We start from the raw sequence: 19338 nt of genomic DNA, 5'->3' as shown, positions 1-19338 counted from the left end.
ACCACAGTCACCAAGTGAAAGCCTGGTAGCGCTTCAAAAGTTGTCCTGTCATCCAATTTACCAAGCTCGCTTGCCATACAAAAAGCCATCCGCAAAGATGGCTGATCGAAAAATGCTTATTTTGGTTGGATCAAACCCATGGCATCCATGGTTTCGGCGATTTGCATGGAGTTCCAAGCGGCGCCTTTCAACAAGTTGTCAGACACATTCCACAAGTGGAAAAAGCCAGGATTTTCAGCATCTTCACGAATGCGACCGACGTAAACTTCGCGGGTGCCTTCAGCAATGGCTGGTTGTGGGTAGATCTGATGAGCGGGGTCATCTTGAACGATCACGCCAGGCGCGCCAGTTAAGACTTCACGGATCTGATCTGCGGTGACATTTTGATCTTCAACTTCAAAGTACACTTCTTCACCATGAGATACCGGTACTGGCACGCGGACACAAGTGGCGGTGACTTTTAAGTCAGGGTCGTCCATGTCGCCTTGCATGATCTTTTTGGTTTCATGGATCATTTTCCATTCTTCATGGGTGTAAGCATCGTCTTCAAACACGTCGATTTGCGGCAATAAGTTAAAGGCCATTTGGTAATGCTTCTTATCGCCTGCAGTTGGCAAGATCTCTGGGGTAACTTTAGTGACATCCCCGTCTAAATATGCTTGAGATTCTGCAGCCAATTCATTCAACGCGCGCTGGCCAGCGCCACCGACCGCTTGATAAGTCGACACCATGATGCGCTTGAGGCCAAATGCCTTGCGGATCGGCTCCAACGCTACCACCATTTGGATCGTGGAACAGTTCGGGTTGGCAATGATGCCATGATGCGTCCGCAACGCTTCTGGGTTAACTTCTGGTACCACCAGCGGAATGTCTGGTTCCATCCGAAAAGCGCTGGTGTTATCCACCACGATCGCGCCAGCTTTAACGGCACTCGGCGCAAAACGCTTGGACACCGACCCGCCAGCAGAAAACAGCGCAATATCGATACCGGCAAATGAATCATCAGTCAATTCTTCAACGGTTAATTCGCCATCGCCGTATGCCAACTTTTTGCCAGCAGAACGCTTGGACGCCAAGGCTTTGACACTTGCGATCGGTAGTGGCGATTGCGCCACCATCTTCAACATCCGTGTCCCCACGGCACCGGTTGCACCAACGACTGCTACATGATAGCCACTCATAATATTTCGTTCCTCCAAAAATTTAAATTGTCTTCACTAAGCCATGCACCGGCAACCCGGCAACGAAGCGTTCATAATCAGCTTGCTCGCCAGTTTCACGCGTCGTCGCCTTAGCAAAATTGCCTGCTTGTAAACTGGCGTCTGGGATCTGGATCTCATGTGTCACTGTGGCATTGCCGATCAATTCGATCCAATATTGCCCATTTTCACGATGGACATTGGTTTGGACCTTACCGCCAGGATTATACACGGTGATCAATTGATCCAGTTGGGCGACGTCTGGATGAGTCAACACCAGCGCCAAAGTCGTCGCTGACATCCCTGTCCCACAAGCGTTGGTGAAGCCTACGCCACGTTCATAAGTTCGTGCAAAAATGGTTTGCGGTCCCATGATGGCAGCAAAGGTGACATTGACACCTTCTGGGAAATAAGGGTTGGGTGCATTCAAGCGCTTGCCGATCTCTCCGATCGCCATGCCATTCAACTCTGCTTCAGAAACAAATGCGATCAAATGTGGGTTCGGCACGGCAATGGCAGTGAACTTAAAGCTAGGGTGAATTTCAGGTAACACTTGATCGATGATCTCATCATGGCCAAGCTGGGCAAAAGGCAAGTCGGCCGCTTTAAAGCTAACTGGTGAGATCTCCACGCCAAAAGCTGGTACGCCTTTGGCCAAGTCGGCACTTTGATGCACGCGCAAAGCGGATTCGGCAGTTTGGACCACAAAGTCGCTTTGGCCGGTTTTTTCAGCCAAATACCGCGAAACAGTACGCAAGCCGTTGCCACACATTTTGGCGTAAGTCCCATCAGCATTGATCACGGTCATCCGCCCAGCGGCGTGGTCGTCTGCAGATACCACCAACAAGCCGTCAGCGCCGTTAAGCAACCCGTCTTTAGCAGTGATGGTTTTGGTCAATTCGACCAACGTGTTGGCTGGCAGCGGCGTTTCAAATTGGGTTTGGTCCAGCAAGAAGAATTGATTCATCGAGCCGTGGACTTTGAATAATTGAGCCATGCTTATTCCTCCATTTGTTGATTGACGGGAATGAAAAAGGCGTTATAGATCGCTTGCACTGCGGTGTTGGCTTGGGTTTTAGAGGTGCCTAACATCAAAGAGATCTGACTGGCCCCCTCGTTGATCATGGTGACATGGACATTGGCCATTACCAAAGGCGTCAAGACCCGTTGGATCAACCCGATGCGTTTGGCCATCCCTTCGCCGACTACCATGGTGATGGCGTAATCATCGATCCATTGCAAGACATCGGGATGCATTTTGGCTTGGATCTCTTGGCATAAGGTCGTGCGCAGTTGCGGCGTCAATTGGCGATTATCGAAAATGATCGTTAAATCATCGATCCCACTGGGCATATGTTCATAATTGATGCCATGGGCATAAAAGATCTGCAAGAGCTTCAAGGTGAAGCCGACTTCTTTGTTTAACAAGTAACGATGCAAGTAGATCGCCGAGAAATGATCTGATGACACGATACCAGTCACTGCATGCTGCGGGGTGAATCCCGCTTCTGGGACGATCATGGTGCCGGCATGCGTTGGGTGGTTGGTGTTTTTCAAGTTGATCGGGATCTGCCCGTCGATCGCTGGCAAGATCGCTTCATCATGAAACACCCCAAAGCCGCCGTATGACAGTTCCCGCATTTCCCGATAAGTCATTTTGGCGATCGGGGCTGGGTTTTTCACCACGCGCGGATCCGCGGCAAATACCCCGTCGACATCAGTGAAGTTCTCATACAGATCCGCATTGAACCCGCGACTTAAAATCGCCCCGGTGATGTCTGACCCGCCGCGAGAAAAGGTGGCGATGCGACCGGCTTCAGTATACCCGTAAAACCCTGGTACCACCAAAATTCCGGCTTGGCGATCGAACTTGGCCAAATTAGCGTATGTTTGCGCCTGGACTTCAGCGTCATTGGGTTCGTCTAACACCACTAAGCCGATGGTTTTTGGCTCGCCGTAAAAGGCTTGGCTACCACTGGCATTCAACACCGCCGTCAACAAGTAACCGTTGAGCTTTTCGCCATGCGCTTTAAAGGCTGCCATTTGATAATCAGCATCAGGAAATTGTTCCGTGGCCAACGATTCAAGTTCGCTTTGGATATGGGCCATCACGCTTGGCGCTAATTGGTAATGCGTGGCGATTTCGGCATAGCGGCTGACGATCTCAGCGACAGTGTCGGCGAAATCAGCATGCGCTTGCACCGCTTCACAGTAGCGGATCAACAAGTCCGTGACTTTGATGTCGCCATGCTCGCGTTTACCAGGTGCGGAGGTGACTACGACTTGACGCGCCGGGTCTGCTTGCATGATCGCCACGACTTTTTCGAATTGTTTGCTATCGGCTAAACTGGAGCCGCCAAATTTTACTACGCGCATGTTTAAACGCCCTTTCATGATAAAACAATGTGAACTTGGTGATTTGTGATGAAGTCTAACACATATTTTGAGCTAAGCCTAGCACGAGATTTTGAATTAAATGCGCAATTTTCTGGCATTATTAGTACAAAAAACTTTCACAAATTAAATTTGACGCCACGCCGGATTTATTATAGACTCATGATAAATGAGATAGAGGTTGCGACCTACATGAGTCACCTGATCGAGCAGTCCACGCTGCAATGACTTCAGGCAAAAGGGGCGGTCGCCGAAACGCTGGCGCAGTGGATGCGTTAGTCGTTGGGGTAGACGCGAAAAGCGGCTACACTGTCGTCGAACAATCGACGGGGCGCTATCCAAACAATCGACTCCAGTGAATGAGACCCTTGTTTTGGTAGATGCCAAAACTGGGCCTTATTTTTTTATCTCGCCAAAGGAGAACATTATGTCAGATCCCACAAATGATGCCGGCCACTTGTTGATCGGTGGCGTCGACAGCTTACAACTTGCCAAGCAATTTCAAACGCCGCTATATGTTTATGACGTCAGCGCGATTCGCCAACAGATCCGTGCATTCAAACGCGTTTTTGAAGCTGAGCACTTCAACTACGCCGTCAGCTATGCGTCAAAAGCTTTTGCTACCATCGCCATGTATCAAGTCGCCAAGCAAGAAGCGTGCCATGTCGATGTGGTATCTGGCGGCGAATTGTATACCGCCCAACAAGCTGGCTTTCCCATGGCAGATGTTTCATTTCATGGCAATAACAAATCTGAAAAAGAACTTACAGAAGCTTTAGCGTTAGGCGTTGGCACTATCGTCGTCGACAATTTCCATGAATTGGACCTGCTAGGCGACTTGTTAGCCCAAACGCCAACGCGCACCCAAGACATCCTGTTGCGGGTGACCCCTGGGATCTCCGCTCACACCCACGCGTATATCTCCACTGGGCAAACTGATTCCAAATTTGGCTTTGATGTCGATTCTGGACAAGCGCTTGAAGCGGCCAAGTTAGCTTTAGCCAACGCGCAATTCAACTTATTAGGCATTCACGCCCATATCGGTAGCCAAATTTTTGATGTCGCTGGCTTTATCGGCGCCACCCAAAAGCTCGCCAGCATTTTGAAAGACTGGCACGAACAACTCAACTACACCCCATCAGTGTTGAATGTCGGCGGCGGCTTTGGCATCGCTTATACCCAAGATGATGACCCGATCCCAGCCGAAGATTTCGTCGAAGCGATCCTCAAAACCTTGCGTGCGCAGAACTTACCTTTCGCTTTGCCAGCGGTTTGGATCGAACCGGGCCGCTCGATCGTCGGCCCTGCCGGCTACCAGTTGTACACCGTAGGCTCCAGCAAAACCGTCCCAGGCTTGCGGCCTTACATCGCCGTTGACGGTGGCATGGGCGACAACTTACGCCCAGCGCTATACCAAGCCAAATATGAAGCGGTCAAAGCCGACGACCCGAACGCCACACCGACACAAGATGTCCATTTAGTCGGCAAGTATTGTGAATCTGGCGACATTTTGATCGACCACGCCCACTTGCCACAATTACAAGCAGGCGACGTCTTAGCCGTTAAAAGCTGCGGGGCTTACGGCTACTCCATGGCGTCAAATTATAACCGCAATCCCATTCCGGCAGTGGTTTTTGCCGAAAATGGCCAAGCCAAACTCGTCGTGCGCCGGCAAAGCTATGCTGACCTGACGCAAAACGATTTAAGCTACGACTAAGTTTGCCGCGTTAAACTCAACTCAGCTGTTTAAATAAGAAAGGAATTTTTCCATGCCAACTTTAGATACCCAAACTGTCATCAACACCATTGCCAATTCCAAGAAAACGACCCCAGTCAAAGTTTATCTCAAAGGCGACCTCGCCGATTTGACCTTCCCAGCATCCGTGCATAACTTCACTTGCAAGCACACTGGTACGGTGATCGGCGACTGGGCTGAGATCCAACCGGTCTTAGAAGCCAATGCTGATAAGATCTCAGATCAAGTGGTGGAAGCGCAAGGTCGCAACACTGGGGTACCAATGCTTGATGTGCGCAACTTTAACGCCCGCATCGAACCTGGCGCGATCATTCGCGACCAAGTGGCCATCGGCGATAACGCGGTGATCATGATGGGCGCCATTATCAACATCGGCGCAGAAATCGGCGAAGGCTCCATGATCGATATGGGCGCCGTATTAGGTGGCCGCGCATTTGTCGGCAAGCATTGCCATATCGGCGCCGGTACCGTGTTGGCTGGGGTCATCGAACCCGCCAGTGCCGAACCAGTTCGCGTCGGCGATAACGTCATGATCGGCGCCAACGCCGTCGTCCTTGAAGGCATCCAAATCGGCGCAGGCGCAGTGGTCGCCGCTGGTGCCGTGGTGATCGAAGACGTGCCGGAAAATGCCGTTGTAGCTGGGGTCCCAGCCAAAGTGATCAAAGTCGCCAACGACCAGACCCGTGACAAAACGGCGTTAGTTGACGCTTTGCGGAAGCTGTAAGCCATGGTCGATTTAATCCAAATTCGCCGCGACTTACATCAGATCCCAGAACTGGCGTTGCATGAAACGCAAACCCACGCCTACCTATTAAAAGTCGTCAACAACTTGCCGCAAACTTGGCTGACCATTCGCGAAGTGCCACAACTGCCCACGGCTTTGTTAGTCAAAGTTGCCGGCTTTGACCCCAAGCGCACCATTGGCTATCGCGCTGACATCGACGCGTTGCCAGTCACTGAAAATACTGGCTTGGCGTTTAGCTCCAAGCATCCTGGCGTCGCCCATGCATGTGGCCATGATATGCATATGACCGTGGCCCTTGGCGTGTTGGCGCATTTTGCCGAAAAGCAGCCTAAAGATGATTTGATCTTCTTCTTCCAACCAGCTGAAGAAGCCGAATACGGCGGCAAGCGCGCCTATGATCTCGGCGTGTTTGAAAATGAATGGCATGTGGATGAATTCTACGGTTTGCATGATCGCCCAGACTTGCCAGCAGGCGCGATCGGCACCAACCCTGGCACCTTATTTGCCGGCACCACTGAAATCAATGTCGATATTATCGGGCGCGGCGGGCATGCGGCGTTTCCGCAAAATGCCAACGACGCGGTGGTGGCTGCTGCCTATTTCATCACCCAAGTGCAAACCATCGTCTCGCGCAATATCGCCCCAACTGATTCAGCCGTGATCACTTTAGGCAAGTTGCAAGCCGGCACGATCCGCAACGTGATCGCGGATCATGCTCGCATCGAAGGCACCTTGCGTGGCTTCACGCAAAAAGCGATCAGCTATTTGCAAGGCCGGCTCAAACAAGTTGCAAAAGGCGTGGCGGAAAGTTTTGATTGTGAAGTCAACTTGGAATTGAATCAAGGCGGCTATTATCCGGTAGAAAATAACCCAGAATTGACCCGCGACTTCATGGCTTACATGCAATCTGCGCCTGACGTGAACTTTATTGAAACGCCAGGCGTGATGACTGGCGAAGATTTTGGCTACTTATTAAATAAAATTCCTGGCACCATGTTTTGGCTTGGCGTCAATGACACCCATGAGCTTCACTCAGCTGAGTTAAGTCCGGATGAAGCGGCGTTGGCCCCAGGGGTGCAAGCGATCTGCGGTTTTTTGACGCATCGCATGAGTGAGTGAAAGAAGGCAATCCTATGTTAAACGCACATTTGATCACGGCGATCGTCACACCGTTTAATGATAATGACGACATTGATTATACTGTTTTGGAAAAGTTGACCAACCACTTGATCGCGCAAGGCTCTGACGGCTTTGTGATCGGCGGCACCACTGGTGAAGGGCCGACGTTGACCGCTGAGGAAAAAATCACCTTGTTCACCCGGTTTGCCGAAATCGTCGGCGACCGCGCGGCAGTCATCGCCAATGTCGGCTCCAACAACACGAAAGCTTCCGTGGCGTTGGCCCAACAAGTTTCTTCTATTAATAATGTCGACGGATTGTTGGTCGTGGTGCCTTATTACAACAAGCCAAACCAAGACGGCATGATCGCCCACTTTACCGCGATCGCTGATGCGGCAACTAAGCCGGTAGTGATCTATAATATTCCTGGCCGCACTGGCGTGGATATGCAAGTGGCCACTGTCGCCAAGCTCGCCCAACATCCCAACATTCAAGGCATCAAGCAATGCGGTGATTTAAACACTTTTGCGGCGATCGTTGACGCCACACCAGCTGATTTTCACGTGTGGACTGGCGAAGACGCCCAATTCATTGACGTCCAAACCCTTGGCGGCGCAGGCGTGATCTCAGTGGCCAGCCACTTATATTGTGACGAAATGGCCCAAGCGTTAACGGCACTACAAGCCGGCGACTTGCCAACCGTAGCCACCTTGCAACGCGACTTATTACCAAAAATGGCCGCCTTGTTCGCTTGGCCATCCCCAGCGCCAACCAAAGCCGCGCTGAATGCGACAGGCTTTGCTGTTGGGGCGCCACGCTTGCCACTGTTGCCATTATCGGATGCACAAGCACAACAATTGGCTGAACGCTTAGGCGTGCAGACTTTGCAGGAGGTTTAATTCATGATCAACGTTTTAGTTGCGGGTTTTCCTGGTGCCATGGGTCAAAAAGTCGTCAATATGCTGAAAAAACATGACGATTTCAAACTCACTGCCATTTTCAATCCAGTGGTGTTAGATCTTGACCCAGCCAAATATGGCTTGGATCCTGACGTCAAAGTTTGGCATGCCTATGATGACATTGAAACTGGTGTCGCCGATGTTTGGGTCGACTTTACTACCCCAAAAGCAGTCGCTCAAAACATCGAAGCCGCCATCGCGCATGGGATCCATCCAGTTGTTGGCACCAGCGGCATGAGCGCCGCTGACCAACAACACGTCATCGCTTTAGCCAAAGCCGCTCATGTCGGCGGTTTGATCGCGCCAAACTTTGGCATTTCAGCCGTTTTATTGATGCAATTCGCCGCCCAAGCGGCCAAATATTTTCCAGACGCTGAAGTGATCGAAATGCACCATGAAGACAAACTCGACGCCCCTTCTGGTACCGCTCGAGCCACCGCAGAAATGATTGCCAAAGCCCGCACCGCTCAACCGCGGCCAACCACTGACGACCCAGCTCACGGCGAAAAAATCGATGGCGTCCCAGTTCATGCTGTGCGCTTGCCAGGTTATGTGGCCCATGAACAAGTTTTGTTCGGCGCGCCTGGTGAAGCATTGACGATTCGCCAAGATTCCTTCGACCGCGAATCCTTTATGTCTGGTGTCGCCGTTGCCATCAGCAAAGTCCAACAACTCGATACCTTAGTCGTAGGACTGGAACACCTGTTGTAAAAACTAAAAACCACAAGAAATCCCCGTCACGAATGCGATCGTGGCGGGGATTTTGATGTCGCTATAAACTTAGTTGCGTTGCTTCTTATAAGTAATACCCAATAAAGCACTTAACGCAATGACGACCGTGCCAAACAGATCAAAGTTTGTTGCCACTTCACCAGTCTTTGGGAAAGTGTTCTGATCGTTATGCTTGGTGTCAGTTTTGGCTTTAGGCGATGTCTTGGCCTTAGGTGCGGCCTTGGCAGCACTGGTTGGCTTTTGTGAATCATCTTGCTTAGCTGGGGTGTCTCCAGTTGAGGTCGAATCAGAACCATCCCCATTTTGATCAAATTGATTTGGATCTTTCTTTAAGTCAATTTCTTCAAAATTTGGAATCGAAGTCCCATCATCTTTAGCAGTGGCACCTTTGTCTTTGCCGTCTTCTCCAGTCGTGGATGAGCTGTCATCTGGGTCAGTGGTTGCGCCAGGATCGGAAATGACTTGATCGGGGACAGACTTTAAACCTTTGATCGCATCTTGAACGGCTTGGCTTGCGGCGTCAACTTGGGCTTGGGTCGCATGAGTGTCTGAATTAATGGCTTGGGCGGCTTTGATCGCATTTTGTAAGGTTTGGAAAGTTGCGTCGACATATTCCTTGGATTGATAACTCGCCGCGCGGGACAACGTATCATTCAAGTCCGTCTTATCGACTTTAGCTGGTGCATCAAGCGCAGCTACCGCTGAATTCAGCGCATCTGTTACGGCATCGATTTGGGTCTGTGGCGCATCCCTCATGGCAAATACTCGTTCCGCATTCGTATATGGTTCCTGAAGCGCCGCCACCATTGCACTTGTCCATCCCGTTGAAGGCCCTGCGTCATGGGCATTTATGATGGCATCATATAAATTAAAGAAGTCCCCTGTTTGACCTGGATTCAACTCAGGAGAATGAGTGCCAGTAATGAAGGTTGGTCGATTAGAAGCTGCACTCATCGCGAATTGATACCCTTCTGGAGTGACAAAAGTCTCGTCAGCGTCGTTTTCAACTATTGGCGGTGTATTATCAGAAGTGGTATCCGTACTACCTTGGTTGTCTGGCGTTTCTGTTGTGTCTTGTGCTGGCGTTGAAGTGTCTGTGTTTTCTTGAACTGGCGTGTCGGTAGAAGCGCCAGCATCATCATCCACAGCCGTTGCATTGCCATCTTCGTCAATGATTACTGTACCATCAGTACCGGGATCACTTGGGTCTACCGCTGGGCCAAGGTCTGGATCAGATTCATCTGTCGCAGCGTCATCAACACCGTCCTTTTTTAAATCAGATTCTTCAAAGTCAGGCGCAAGTGCACTTGTGCCATCTTTCAATGATTGCTCAAGATCGAAGTGATTATTCTTATTTGCTGCATCCAATTCAGCATCGTCAAAGGTATTTTGGGAATCAGGATCTTGAGCTGGTGCAGTGTCAGCGTGAACAGTTTGTGTAGCACCTTGACTCATCAAAGCTACCCCAGTCGTGGCAGCGCCGGCGCCTAACAGCGCAATGGCTGTCATTGATGTGTAAAGCGTCTTCTTAACCGTAAAATTCTTGGACATAAAAAGATCTCCTCCTAAAAGTGAACATTTGAATACAGATTATGCTTCCTCACTCAAATACGAGCACAGAAGCCCCGCTTGATCCCCCAAATTTTTATCATGATTTCAAACATTACTTTATATCATTCAGTACTCCCTCAAAAAAACGGCAAACGAAAAGACCGGCCGTTACCACAACATCCATGGTAATTCGAGGGCCACTCAGGCTTTTGCACATGTGCAAAAACTGATTTGAGTGAACATCTCGAAGCGATCGGCCGATCTCTTTTATCGAAATATTAGATACTGATTATCACATATTTTGCGCGCAGGCGCTAATAATGTCAAGGCTTACAATGCGAATCTGCAAAAAAGTGCACTACTCTTCAGGTCCCCACCGACTTCAATGATCATCTGCTGACCGTGAGCACACGTCATTGCCTCCTCAATGTCAGATCGGCTTTCAACATGTTACACTGAAACCAGGTCACATCAGCTGGAGGAATCATCATGTACATACTTTGTGCCATCATCACTGCGATCAGCGCTGCAGTTAGCCTTGGTTTTGCGATTCAAGCTTACGCGCAATCGCGCCACACCAACGGGCCGGCTTTGATCAATGCCAAATACGCGCTTTCCAGAAGTTTAGCCCTGGCAGTGGCCGCTTGTGGCTTGATCGTCATTCATGATCCAGGCTACTTGGTCGCATTAGCCATCACCATGAGCGCCGTTCAATTATTCGACGGCATTATCGGACTGAAAATCAGCCTGTTCAAAACGGTCGGCCCGCTACTGACCGCAATCGCTAATCTCATTGTGTTGAGTCTTTTCTTGACCGCTTGAATTTGGCCAAAGCACTTCCGATTCACAAAAAAGCGGCGCCTCACAATCGAGGTGCCGCCTTTTTCATCTGCTTGCCGCATTCGCAAAATCTTCAACCCTTAGCCAGTTTTGATCAAGGGCATATTGTTTGAGCAATTCATAATAACCTGCAGGCAATAAGACCTGCGTTGCGTTGACCACTGCCACTAAATGTTGGCGATTTTCCAAGGTGTCGTTTAATTTCAATCGGTACAAGCCTTCAACGCTGCGAAAGTTGTACCACGAGACGCCATTTTCTGGGATCAACTGGATCAATTGGGCAATTCGATCCACCATTTGGCCCATCAGTTCTAAGTCATTATCCACCCCAGCACGACTGGCGATATCGGCAATAAAGGCGATCAAGCGCTGGATCTGATCGATAGACATGGCATCAGTTTGCTTAAGGGCCGCATGATAGCCTTGATCAAGCCACCCTGCACATACAGAAGCGGGAATAAACTCCATGGACGCTTGCAAAATGATGCCATCGATCCGACTAAATTCAGACAACCCTTTGAGATATTGCGTTAATGTCGAAATGGCTTTTGAGCGGAATTGTCGCGCCTGTTGTTCATGCACAAAAAGCAGCTCATTTAATACTGTGATCACCATATTCAAGTAACGGTTAGTTGGACCGGACTCGGCACGATCTTGCATCACGGCAAGTAGCGCTTCGACTTTTTGCTGATCCCAACTTTCCGCATTCAGGTATGTCCATGCTTCACGATCAACTTCGGCAACGAGCTGATAATGCATCAAATCGTTATATTCCAGCCCTAGTACCAGCGAATTGACCCCGACCAGACTTTCAGTTAAATCAAGTTCGCCATGTTCATAACGTGAAATGACCGCAACGGATCGACCTTGCGCAACTTCTGCTAATGTCACCCCACGCGCTTTGCGAATCTGTTTAAAAAACGGTCCGATTTGATTTTTCATACCAAGATCCCTGGTTTCCCTTGCATTTGTTGTAAAACGTCCTTGGCGTAAGCTTGCATATCTGTTAACCCCATCGCGTCAAGTGCGTCAACTAGTGAAGTCACAGCCCGGTGCAGTTTTGACGGATCAGCCAAATTAGTCAACACTTCGCGCAACAAATTCTTGATAAACGTGTCTTGGACCCAATAGACGCTTGGTTTGATTTGAGCGAGTTGATCCGCCAAGCCTTGTGCCTGATCCCATGCTTGGCGACACAGCAACACCAAAACTGCTTGTTGCACGACTTGCGCATATTCGCTTTGATAATGCGACGGACCTGCATTCACACGCTGTTCAGCTAATGCCACACATGTCACGATTCGTGAACTATCCATGTGGGCCAAGGCTAAACGTAGCAGTAAATAATCATAGTTGAGCCAATGCGGATTATGTTCAAGTAAAGTCTGGATCTCTTGTTGCGTCGCTTGCGCCAATTGGATCTGGCGATGCGCCGCAACTGTTTCACCAATCACCTGAAAAACAACCTGATTCAACGACATCAGGTTGCCACTTGGCTCACCAACCGCCGCAACATAATCTTGAATAATAGCCGTGATCCGCGAAACGCGAGGTGCATAACGCTCTGCCACGATTGCCTCTGCCGCTTTGGTAAATGGCGAAGAGATCATATCGAAATGTTCGTCTAAATCGCTATACATCATCCCGATGCGCGTCATCACTTCATGTTGGCGCTCGATTCCCAGCTGAGAATGACCTTGTTCAAATCGAGATAACGCCGAAATCCCCCCAGGTAAAGCTGCGGCCAAAGGAATGCGACGTTCACGCCGAAACTGATGGAAATATGGACCAAACGAAGCCTCAGTGTTTCCCATGAAACAATCTCCTTCAAAAAAAATTTTTCTGATCCGCAAGGCGGTGCAAACTCGAAAATCAGACGCGTTAACGCGATTTTCAGTCAGGTCAGATCGATTTCTTATGCCTTAGATAAAATGAAAATTAATTGAAAACAGCTTATCACCCTACTAAAACCGCTAGTTGATGGCACTTAAATCCTTGCCTTCACGACGAAAAATCGTGAAGGCTTTTGGTATTGCTCAAAGCTTATCGACTCCCGTAGAAGCGATCCTTTTCCCCTTGCTTAATAATATGGGCAAAAGTGCCGTCTAACATCACCGACGCTTTGTGGATCATTGAAGCTTGCGATTCTTGCAGGTCATTTTCCAGCCATTGCGTGACTTGCGCGGCGATCGCGTGACCATAGAAATTCTTGATCGCTTCTCGCAAGCGTGGCGGCGTCAAAGGATCGATACTGTCAACGACGCCAGTGACCATTTCGCCAGCATAATAGTAAAGCACGTCATCCAGCGTCGAACGACTTAGCGAGCGGAAAGTGTTTTGGCAAAACTGGCGGTTGGTGGCGATATACGTCAACATCAGCTGATAAGCTTCTTGCCAATGGTCGATAGAGCTTTCGCGCCGTAGCGCCACGATCACATCTTGTTGATACACCCAATCTAGCAGCGAATGAATATCGTCAAAATGATAATAAAACGTGTTGCGGTTGATATGCGCCGCTTCCGCTAATTTATCGATGGTGATGTGATCAAGGCTGGTGGTTTGCATCATCGTCTTCAGCGTTTGGGCGAGGATCTGTTTAGTCGTCAACGTCGGCATCTTCACACCTCTTTCGCGTTCAATTATACCTTGTCGAAACTTGCTGGACAATTGACGCTTGTAGGCAAACAAAAACCGCCACTTCCAAAAGAAGTGACGGTTACTATTCTGGGTGGTCAGGGGATCGAACCCTGGACCCACGGATTAAGAGTCCGTTGCTCTGCCAGCTGAGCTAACCACCCATAACTGCATTGCCCTTTGACAACTCAATTAGTATATCATGACTCGCCTGATTCTCGCAACGAGAAATTGCGCCGATATCAAAATTATTTTGGCCAAGTCCAGTTTTCAATGTGCGCTTTTTGCCCAAGCAAAAACCCCAGCCAAAGCTGAGGTCTCGTTGATCTGCGCAGGTGATCTAGTGTGCTTTGAGGTCAAAATAATCCGTCGGCACTAACCCTTGCCAGGCTTTTTTCAGTGCAGTAACGGCTTCAACATGCCCCACTCTGACAGAACGACGTAAATATTCTTGAACTTTTGCGTCTTTGTCAGTTGCTGGTGCTGTGATCGCGTCAGCCACTAACCATGAGCCAGTAGCCAACCACGCCCCAGGGGTTTCGGTGTTTTTGCCGACTGTCCACTTGAGCTCTTGAACAAATTGCTGGCTGGTTTCATGCGATTCAGTGCTGACAACATGGACCAACGCCTTGCTTAAGCCTTCAAAGAAATACGTGGTGACGCCATAGATCGCGGCATTCTTTTCAAACAAGCGGCGGCCATGGTGAAACAACAATTGCAGTTGCGCAGTTGGCAACCAATCGATCACCGCTTGAAAGCTCAGCAATTCCAGGCGATACCAAGCATTGGCACGCATCAACTTGTCGGCGACGAATTGGGCGTCAGCGTTCATTTGCGCGTCATCGGCTAAACCAGCCACCGTTGAATTCAAAATGAAGCGTTGCATGCGCCACACTTTGGCAGGCTTGTTAGGGATCTGGCGGGCAAACTCCTGACACTTTTGTCGCGCCGCTGCAACGCTTAACTTCGGCATCTGAACAAATACCGGCCACACCCCGATGCCTTCATGAGGGCGGTCAGGCGACTGATTGATAAAGGCTAACACTTGCGAAGGCATCATGGCCAACTCGCCCATCAACTCCACCAAAGCGCCGAAGCCCAGTTGCGTTTCGCCAGCTTCAAAGCGTCTCAGCGCAGTTTGATCTTGGCCAACAGCAATATCGGCAATGCCTACGCCTAAATATTCGCGCTGGTGTTTGATCACCTCAGCAACGTTATGGCTGACGACCAACGAACGGGGATGATCGACGATACCGAAATTATGATAAACGGTGCCAGTTTGCATGCGGGCAAACATATTTTTAAACCAAAAACCGTCGTCACCGTTGCCCATCGCCAGCAAGTCATCAATAAGTGTGGTGATCGCCTGTTCATGCTTTAACGTCGGCGCGATCAGCCATTTAGTGGCCAACACGCCAAATTGCCAGTTAGAATAATATTGCGTGACCAACGGAGAGGTTTCTTCGTGCTCAAAAAGCGGCGCCAAGTGGGCTTGTAGCTCATCCGCCAAGTCCATATCATGCGCCATCAACGCGCCTAACCAAATGACCAACAAACGCGTATCGCGACGCAAAGCCCAAGCTGGAGCCATCCGCTCAACACGTTGTTTTAGCAACATCCGCAGTTCATGACTGGCTGGGCCGACGATCAGCTTCAAAATGTCCATTTCAAGTGGTGTGAACCGTTCCGGTACCGCCAACCGGTCGGCTAAGATCTGCTCTTGCTCGACAGAAAGCACATAGTCGGCGTCGTGCCAATGGATGGCCACGTCAAACATCACTTCAGCATAATCGGTGATCTTCGTGCGGATTGGATGGGCCTCTTGATAGCTTTGTCGCCACTCTTCAACAAATTTGCGGTCATAAGAAAGCGCATAATTTAGGATAATGTTAGGAAAGTTCTTCCGACACGATTCATAATAGTTATAAAAATCATCGCTTTCGATCCCCAAACGCGCCATCAGCTCCACGGCTTTATCGGTACTGAGGTCTTGTTCGCCATGTTCAAACCGCGATAAGTTCGATAGCGACCAGTTGCCAGCCGCTTCTTTTAGCGTGACGCCGCGGCTGGTGCGAATATCGTGAAAGAATTGGCCTAATTTTTTCAGTTCTGCTTTATCTGCCATCATGATCCCCTTATTTGTCGATCCAAGTTAATGGTATGCTGAATCATCTGCCACTGCTAGTATTTTGAAAAAACTCCGATCTAAGCAAAAAGGACTTCGTCAGCTATTCTAGAGTAGTTTGCGCAGTCCCTTACTTTGTTGGCGTTTATTAGGCGCGGCGTTTACGTTCTGCCAAGCCGAGTCCACCTAGTAACGCGACAATGGCCAACCCCAATGCACTCAGACCTGATTCATGGGCCTCTCCAGCTTGAGGCATGGCATTTGCTGATGCGTGGCGCGCCACGCGTGAACCAACAGCGGCCACCTTTGCGCTTTGCTTAGGCGTGGTGGTATCTGCAATAAGATTACCGAATCCATCGACCATTTTGCCATTTGCGACGTGCCAGCCGTCAACAAGCTTGCCTTGGCTGTCCTTAACGGAACTGCCATCGATATGGTAGCCATTTTGCTTGGCGACGGCTTCACTTTCGATCCGCTGTTGTTGGCGAGCAACTTGTTTGGCCAACGATTCTGCAACTTGGGCAGACTTCAATTCGGCCTTCGCCGCATCCAATTTGGCTTGGGCCGCGGTAGTCACTGCTTTAGCGGCATCAAGTGCTGTCTTGGCCTTGGCGGTATCCGCCTTAGTGTCAGATAAAACCGCTTCAGCTTGCGTTTGAGCAGCTTTGGCAGTTTCAAGATCCGCCTGAGCATCTTTAAGTTTAGCTTGTGCGTCAGTCAAAGCTTGCTTAGCCGCTTCAAGTTTGGCTGGAGCATCAGTGAGCGCTTGTTGTGCCGATTGCGCTGATGTCAGCTTAGTTTGGGCGCCAGCTAACGTCTTTGTTGCGGTATCCAATTTGGCTTGATCCGTGGTAAGTTGGGCTTGCGCCGCTGCCAGGGCCGACTTGGCGTTAGTTAAATCGGTGTCAGCGTTAAGCTTATTTTGCTGAGCATCTGCCAACGCTGACTTGGCCGCATTCAGCGCTGCAAGTTTGGTGGCAGTGTCTTGTTGACTAGCCGTGAGTGCGTTTTGCGCGTCAGTTAATGCGGCGTTTGCTAAGTCCAACTTAGTCTGGGCGTCGCTTAACTTAGTTGTTGCCGTAGTGACATTGTTAACAGCTGCGGTTTGGGCCTTGAGCGCATTGTTGTATGTTGTCTTAGCCGCGGTCAAGGCAGATACAGCTTGGTTAGCGGTTGTTTGAGCTTGATCATGGTTGGCGTTGGCAGTATCCAACTTGGACTGATCGTTAGCCAATACTGACTTGGCATTAGCTAAAGCAGTCTTCAATGCAGAAGTGTCAGTAGACGAACCTGTGGAAATGGCACTTGAATCGGTGACCTTGTAAACTCTAACAGAAGTGTTTCCAAGGTTATCAATAGATACAGCGTATGCAAGTGGTTTAGACGATGCGTTTGTTGAACGGAAGCCTAACAAGTCTTGCAACGACAAAATCATGCCACTAGATGAAAGACTCCCATAGTTGAGCAACGAGTCCTTGAGTAACGCCATGCTCCACTTGGTTTCTGCGCCTTTGGTGTTGGTATAGTCTTTCCAATTCCATTTTACGGTACCGTTACTTTCCTTGATAGCTGGGAAGTAAGCACTGAACAGTAGACTACCACCGGCTAGATCGATCGTGTCTTCAGTCATTTGGGTTGTATTGTCATCAGCATCAGTTACATTGTTGTAGTTGACAACACCCGGTAATCCCAACTGCGTGCGAACACCGTTATAGACGCTAATTAACGTGTTTTCGATTTCCGTCTTTTGATTTGCCGACGCTGCGGCAACGGCATCACCAAATTGCGGAGAGCCAATGACGCCATTCATGTCAGGTTTAACACCGCTGATAATATTTGACCAGTCGGATGCGGTTGGCGTGTATTTTACGGTAATGCCACTATTAATTGTATTTAATTCAGCTGAAAGCTTGCTGGTGTCGCCAGTCTTCAGTTGCTTTGCAGCTGCTTGGGCGGCGGCTTTAGCAGCTGCGGAAACCGTTACGGTGATGCCTTGGGCTTTCAGGTCAGTCGATACAGTACTGGAAGCATTCACCTTATCAAGTGCAGACTGAGCGGCGTCAACTTGTGACTGGGCGTCGTTCAAGTTAGTTTGAGCCGTGTCAACGTCAGCCGCTGTACTACTCAAATTGGTGGTAGCGACAGTGTTTGCCGTGGTTGCTTTGTCGAGTGCATCTTTGGCATTATTTACGTCACCATCAGCCTTAGTCTTGGCAGCTTCGGCATCGGACTTAGCTTGTGCGGCGTTGTTGACGTTAATCTGAGCGGTATTCACATCAGTTTGGGCCTTGTCAACGGCAGCCTTAGCGCCAGCTGTGTCCATTGATGTGTTGGTAGCATCAACGGCACTTTGCGCGTCGTTTACGTCGGTTTGCGCATCAGTCGCCTTGGTTTGAGCGGCATCAACGTCCGACTGCTTCGCGTTAACGTCCTTGGTGTCGTTGTCAACAGTCTTCTGCGCGTCATTAACGCCGGTTTGCGCCGCGTTCACGTCACTAGTGGCCGTTTCAACATTCTTGGCGGCATCAGCTTTAGCGGCGTCCGTGGCACCATCAGCAGTCTTTTTAGCGGTCGTGACATTAGTTTGAGCCGTATCAACGGCTTTTTGATCGCTATCAACTGTTGTTTGGGCGTCAACGGTGGCTTTAGCCGCGGCATCAGCGGATTTTTGAGCAGCGGCTTGAGTTGCAGTCGCTTTGTTGTAATCACTTTGAGGCGACTTTTCGGCGGCTTTTGCGGCATCAACGTCACTTTGTGCGGCATTGACTTTGTTTTGCACGGTAGTTACTGGCGTCTGCTTAGCCGCAGTAGTGTCTTTTTGCGTATCGGTTATTGTGGCAGGATCAGCACTTGCAGCGTGAACTTGATTCGCACCGACCAAGCCGGCACCAGCGATCGCCGTGATCGCCGCTGCAGTCCCTACCAGAGTATTGGCTGCGCCTTTTGAAATATGTGTGTTCTTCATGAATATGTCCTCCGATCAATTTCTTTTGACATCATTTCTTAGTACTCACACGTCTTTAGAATAAAGCAGGCACCATGATGTCCAAAGCGCTTTTGCGTATCTGCAGATGCGGCTGATCAGCGGCAAAAAGCCTGTATATCAGGGATTTAGCCAATATACACTGCGAGCCGACAAAAAAATAACCGTTCCCCATTGATTTGAGAAACGGCCAGCACTTGTTTAGTATGTCTGATTGGAAAAATACGCTGATCACTGATTGAACAGCAATCAACGCTCGTTCTTCTTTTGAAACTTTTTCTTTAATTGATTTCGCATTCAT

Annotated in this window: 16 protein-coding genes, 1 tRNA gene and 1 riboswitch; of the genes, 6 read left to right on the top strand and 11 right to left on the bottom strand. The window is 49.6% G+C overall.

Features of this window, described 5'->3' with window-relative positions; genetic code table 11:
* Window positions 1-116: 116 nt before the first annotated feature.
* Genes ACKTSG_RS02305 through ACKTSG_RS02295 form a run of 3 tightly spaced genes read right to left on the bottom strand, consistent with a single transcriptional unit; the run spans window position 117 to window position 3575 of the window.
* Window positions 117-1181 carry an aspartate-semialdehyde dehydrogenase gene (locus tag ACKTSG_RS02305; RefSeq protein ID WP_407891554.1) on the bottom strand — a complete coding sequence of 355 codons (1065 nt, stop codon included), beginning with the start codon at window positions 1179-1181 and terminating at the stop codon, window positions 117-119.
* A gap of 22 nt (window positions 1182-1203) precedes the next feature.
* Entirely contained in the window at window positions 1204-2196 is a 993-nt protein-coding gene (gene dapF / locus ACKTSG_RS02300) for a diaminopimelate epimerase (protein WP_407891552.1), read from the bottom strand.
* Between the two features lie 2 nt (window positions 2197-2198).
* Window positions 2199-3575 carry an aspartate kinase gene (locus ACKTSG_RS02295; protein WP_407891550.1) on the bottom strand — a complete coding sequence of 459 codons (1377 nt, stop codon included), beginning with the start codon at window positions 3573-3575 and terminating at the stop codon, window positions 2199-2201.
* A gap of 185 nt (window positions 3576-3760) precedes the next feature.
* Window positions 3761-3938: riboswitch (Lysine riboswitch) on the top strand.
* An 82-nt stretch (window positions 3939-4020) separates the two neighbouring features.
* Between ACKTSG_RS02295 and lysA the strand changes: the two genes are divergently transcribed.
* Genes lysA through dapB form a run of 5 tightly spaced genes read left to right on the top strand, consistent with a single transcriptional unit; the run spans window position 4021 to window position 8883 of the window.
* On the top strand, window positions 4021-5310 hold the full coding sequence (gene lysA, locus ACKTSG_RS02290; protein WP_407891548.1) for a diaminopimelate decarboxylase: 1290 nt from the start codon (window positions 4021-4023) through the stop codon (window positions 5308-5310).
* A gap of 52 nt (window positions 5311-5362) precedes the next feature.
* Window positions 5363-6073 (top strand): 2,3,4,5-tetrahydropyridine-2,6-dicarboxylate N-acetyltransferase, encoded by a 711-nt coding sequence (gene dapD / locus ACKTSG_RS02285; protein WP_407891546.1) that lies wholly within the window; start codon window positions 5363-5365, stop codon window positions 6071-6073.
* A gap of 3 nt (window positions 6074-6076) precedes the next feature.
* The gene (locus tag ACKTSG_RS02280) at window positions 6077-7213 is read left to right on the top strand and encodes an N-acetyldiaminopimelate deacetylase (RefSeq protein ID WP_407891544.1); all 1137 of its coding nucleotides are present in this window, start codon (window positions 6077-6079) and stop codon (window positions 7211-7213) included.
* Window positions 7214-7227: 14 nt separating this feature from the next.
* The gene (gene dapA / locus ACKTSG_RS02275) at window positions 7228-8112 is read left to right on the top strand and encodes a 4-hydroxy-tetrahydrodipicolinate synthase (protein ID WP_407891542.1); all 885 of its coding nucleotides are present in this window, start codon (window positions 7228-7230) and stop codon (window positions 8110-8112) included.
* Between the two features lie 3 nt (window positions 8113-8115).
* The gene (dapB, locus tag ACKTSG_RS02270) at window positions 8116-8883 is read left to right on the top strand and encodes a 4-hydroxy-tetrahydrodipicolinate reductase (protein ID WP_407891540.1); all 768 of its coding nucleotides are present in this window, start codon (window positions 8116-8118) and stop codon (window positions 8881-8883) included.
* A gap of 69 nt (window positions 8884-8952) precedes the next feature.
* Here the strand turns inward: dapB and ACKTSG_RS02265 are convergent, their stop codons facing one another.
* Window positions 8953-10455, bottom strand: a complete 1503-nt coding sequence (locus ACKTSG_RS02265; RefSeq protein WP_407891538.1) for a hypothetical protein — start codon at window positions 10453-10455, stop codon at window positions 8953-8955.
* Window positions 10456-10944: 489 nt separating this feature from the next.
* Between ACKTSG_RS02265 and ACKTSG_RS02260 the strand changes: the two genes are divergently transcribed.
* Window positions 10945-11277, top strand: coding sequence for a hypothetical protein (locus ACKTSG_RS02260; RefSeq protein WP_407891536.1), 333 nt, complete (start codon window positions 10945-10947; stop codon window positions 11275-11277).
* Between the two features lie 63 nt (window positions 11278-11340).
* Here the strand turns inward: ACKTSG_RS02260 and ACKTSG_RS02255 are convergent, their stop codons facing one another.
* From ACKTSG_RS02255 to ACKTSG_RS02225, 7 genes are all read right to left on the bottom strand, one after another.
* On the bottom strand, window positions 11341-12237 hold the full coding sequence (locus tag ACKTSG_RS02255) for a helix-turn-helix domain-containing protein (protein WP_407891534.1): 897 nt from the start codon (window positions 12235-12237) through the stop codon (window positions 11341-11343).
* Window positions 12234-13109, bottom strand: coding sequence for a hypothetical protein (locus tag ACKTSG_RS02250; RefSeq protein ID WP_407891532.1), 876 nt, complete (start codon window positions 13107-13109; stop codon window positions 12234-12236). The genes ACKTSG_RS02255 and ACKTSG_RS02250 overlap by 4 nt, the downstream gene beginning before the upstream one ends.
* 229 nt (window positions 13110-13338) lie before the next feature.
* Window positions 13339-13911 (bottom strand): TetR/AcrR family transcriptional regulator, encoded by a 573-nt coding sequence (locus tag ACKTSG_RS02245; RefSeq protein ID WP_407891530.1) that lies wholly within the window; start codon window positions 13909-13911, stop codon window positions 13339-13341.
* 109 nt (window positions 13912-14020) lie between these two features.
* Window positions 14021-14093, bottom strand: a tRNA-Lys gene (locus ACKTSG_RS02240).
* Window positions 14094-14269: 176 nt separating this feature from the next.
* A complete protein-coding gene (locus tag ACKTSG_RS02235; protein WP_407891528.1) occupies window positions 14270-16054 on the bottom strand; it encodes a helix-turn-helix domain-containing protein in 1785 nt (594 codons plus the stop codon).
* Between the two features lie 148 nt (window positions 16055-16202).
* Complete coding sequence (locus ACKTSG_RS02230; protein WP_407891526.1) at window positions 16203-19019, bottom strand: hypothetical protein; 2817 nt, start codon at window positions 19017-19019, stop codon at window positions 16203-16205.
* A gap of 55 nt (window positions 19020-19074) precedes the next feature.
* Entirely contained in the window at window positions 19075-19338 is a 264-nt protein-coding gene (locus ACKTSG_RS02225) for a hypothetical protein (RefSeq protein ID WP_407891524.1), read from the bottom strand.

It is taken from the genome of Lacticaseibacillus salsurae, from assembly GCF_045862175.1.
Taxonomy (GTDB): Bacteria; Bacillota; Bacilli; order Lactobacillales; family Lactobacillaceae; genus Lacticaseibacillus; species Lacticaseibacillus salsurae.
This window is presented reverse-complemented; position numbering and strand designations above follow the sequence as displayed.

Bases quoted from the DNA above. Each gene is read 5' to 3' on its own strand.
- ACKTSG_RS02305 (WP_407891554.1), bottom strand. From the start codon at position 1,181: ATGAGTGGCTATCATGTAGCAGTCGTTGGTGCAACCGGTGCCGTGGGG.
- dapF (WP_407891552.1), bottom strand. From the start codon at position 2,196: ATGGCTCAATTATTCAAAGTCCACGGCTCGATGAATCAATTCTTCTTG.
- ACKTSG_RS02295 (WP_407891550.1), bottom strand. From the start codon at position 3,575: ATGCGCGTAGTAAAATTTGGCGGCTCCAGTTTAGCCGATAGCAAACAA.
- lysA (WP_407891548.1), top strand. From the start codon at position 4,021: ATGTCAGATCCCACAAATGATGCCGGCCACTTGTTGATCGGTGGCGTC.
- dapD (WP_407891546.1), top strand. From the start codon at position 5,363: ATGCCAACTTTAGATACCCAAACTGTCATCAACACCATTGCCAATTCC.
- ACKTSG_RS02280 (WP_407891544.1), top strand. From the start codon at position 6,077: ATGGTCGATTTAATCCAAATTCGCCGCGACTTACATCAGATCCCAGAA.
- dapA (WP_407891542.1), top strand. From the start codon at position 7,228: ATGTTAAACGCACATTTGATCACGGCGATCGTCACACCGTTTAATGAT.
- dapB (WP_407891540.1), top strand. From the start codon at position 8,116: ATGATCAACGTTTTAGTTGCGGGTTTTCCTGGTGCCATGGGTCAAAAA.
- ACKTSG_RS02265 (WP_407891538.1), bottom strand. From the start codon at position 10,455: ATGTCCAAGAATTTTACGGTTAAGAAGACGCTTTACACATCAATGACA.
- ACKTSG_RS02260 (WP_407891536.1), top strand. From the start codon at position 10,945: ATGTACATACTTTGTGCCATCATCACTGCGATCAGCGCTGCAGTTAGC.
- ACKTSG_RS02255 (WP_407891534.1), bottom strand. From the start codon at position 12,237: ATGAAAAATCAAATCGGACCGTTTTTTAAACAGATTCGCAAAGCGCGT.
- ACKTSG_RS02250 (WP_407891532.1), bottom strand. From the start codon at position 13,109: ATGGGAAACACTGAGGCTTCGTTTGGTCCATATTTCCATCAGTTTCGG.
- ACKTSG_RS02245 (WP_407891530.1), bottom strand. From the start codon at position 13,911: ATGCCGACGTTGACGACTAAACAGATCCTCGCCCAAACGCTGAAGACG.
- ACKTSG_RS02235 (WP_407891528.1), bottom strand. From the start codon at position 16,054: ATGGCAGATAAAGCAGAACTGAAAAAATTAGGCCAATTCTTTCACGAT.
- ACKTSG_RS02230 (WP_407891526.1), bottom strand. From the start codon at position 19,019: ATGAAGAACACACATATTTCAAAAGGCGCAGCCAATACTCTGGTAGGG.
- ACKTSG_RS02225 (WP_407891524.1), bottom strand. From the start codon at position 19,338: ATGAATGCGAAATCAATTAAAGAAAAAGTTTCAAAAGAAGAACGAGCG.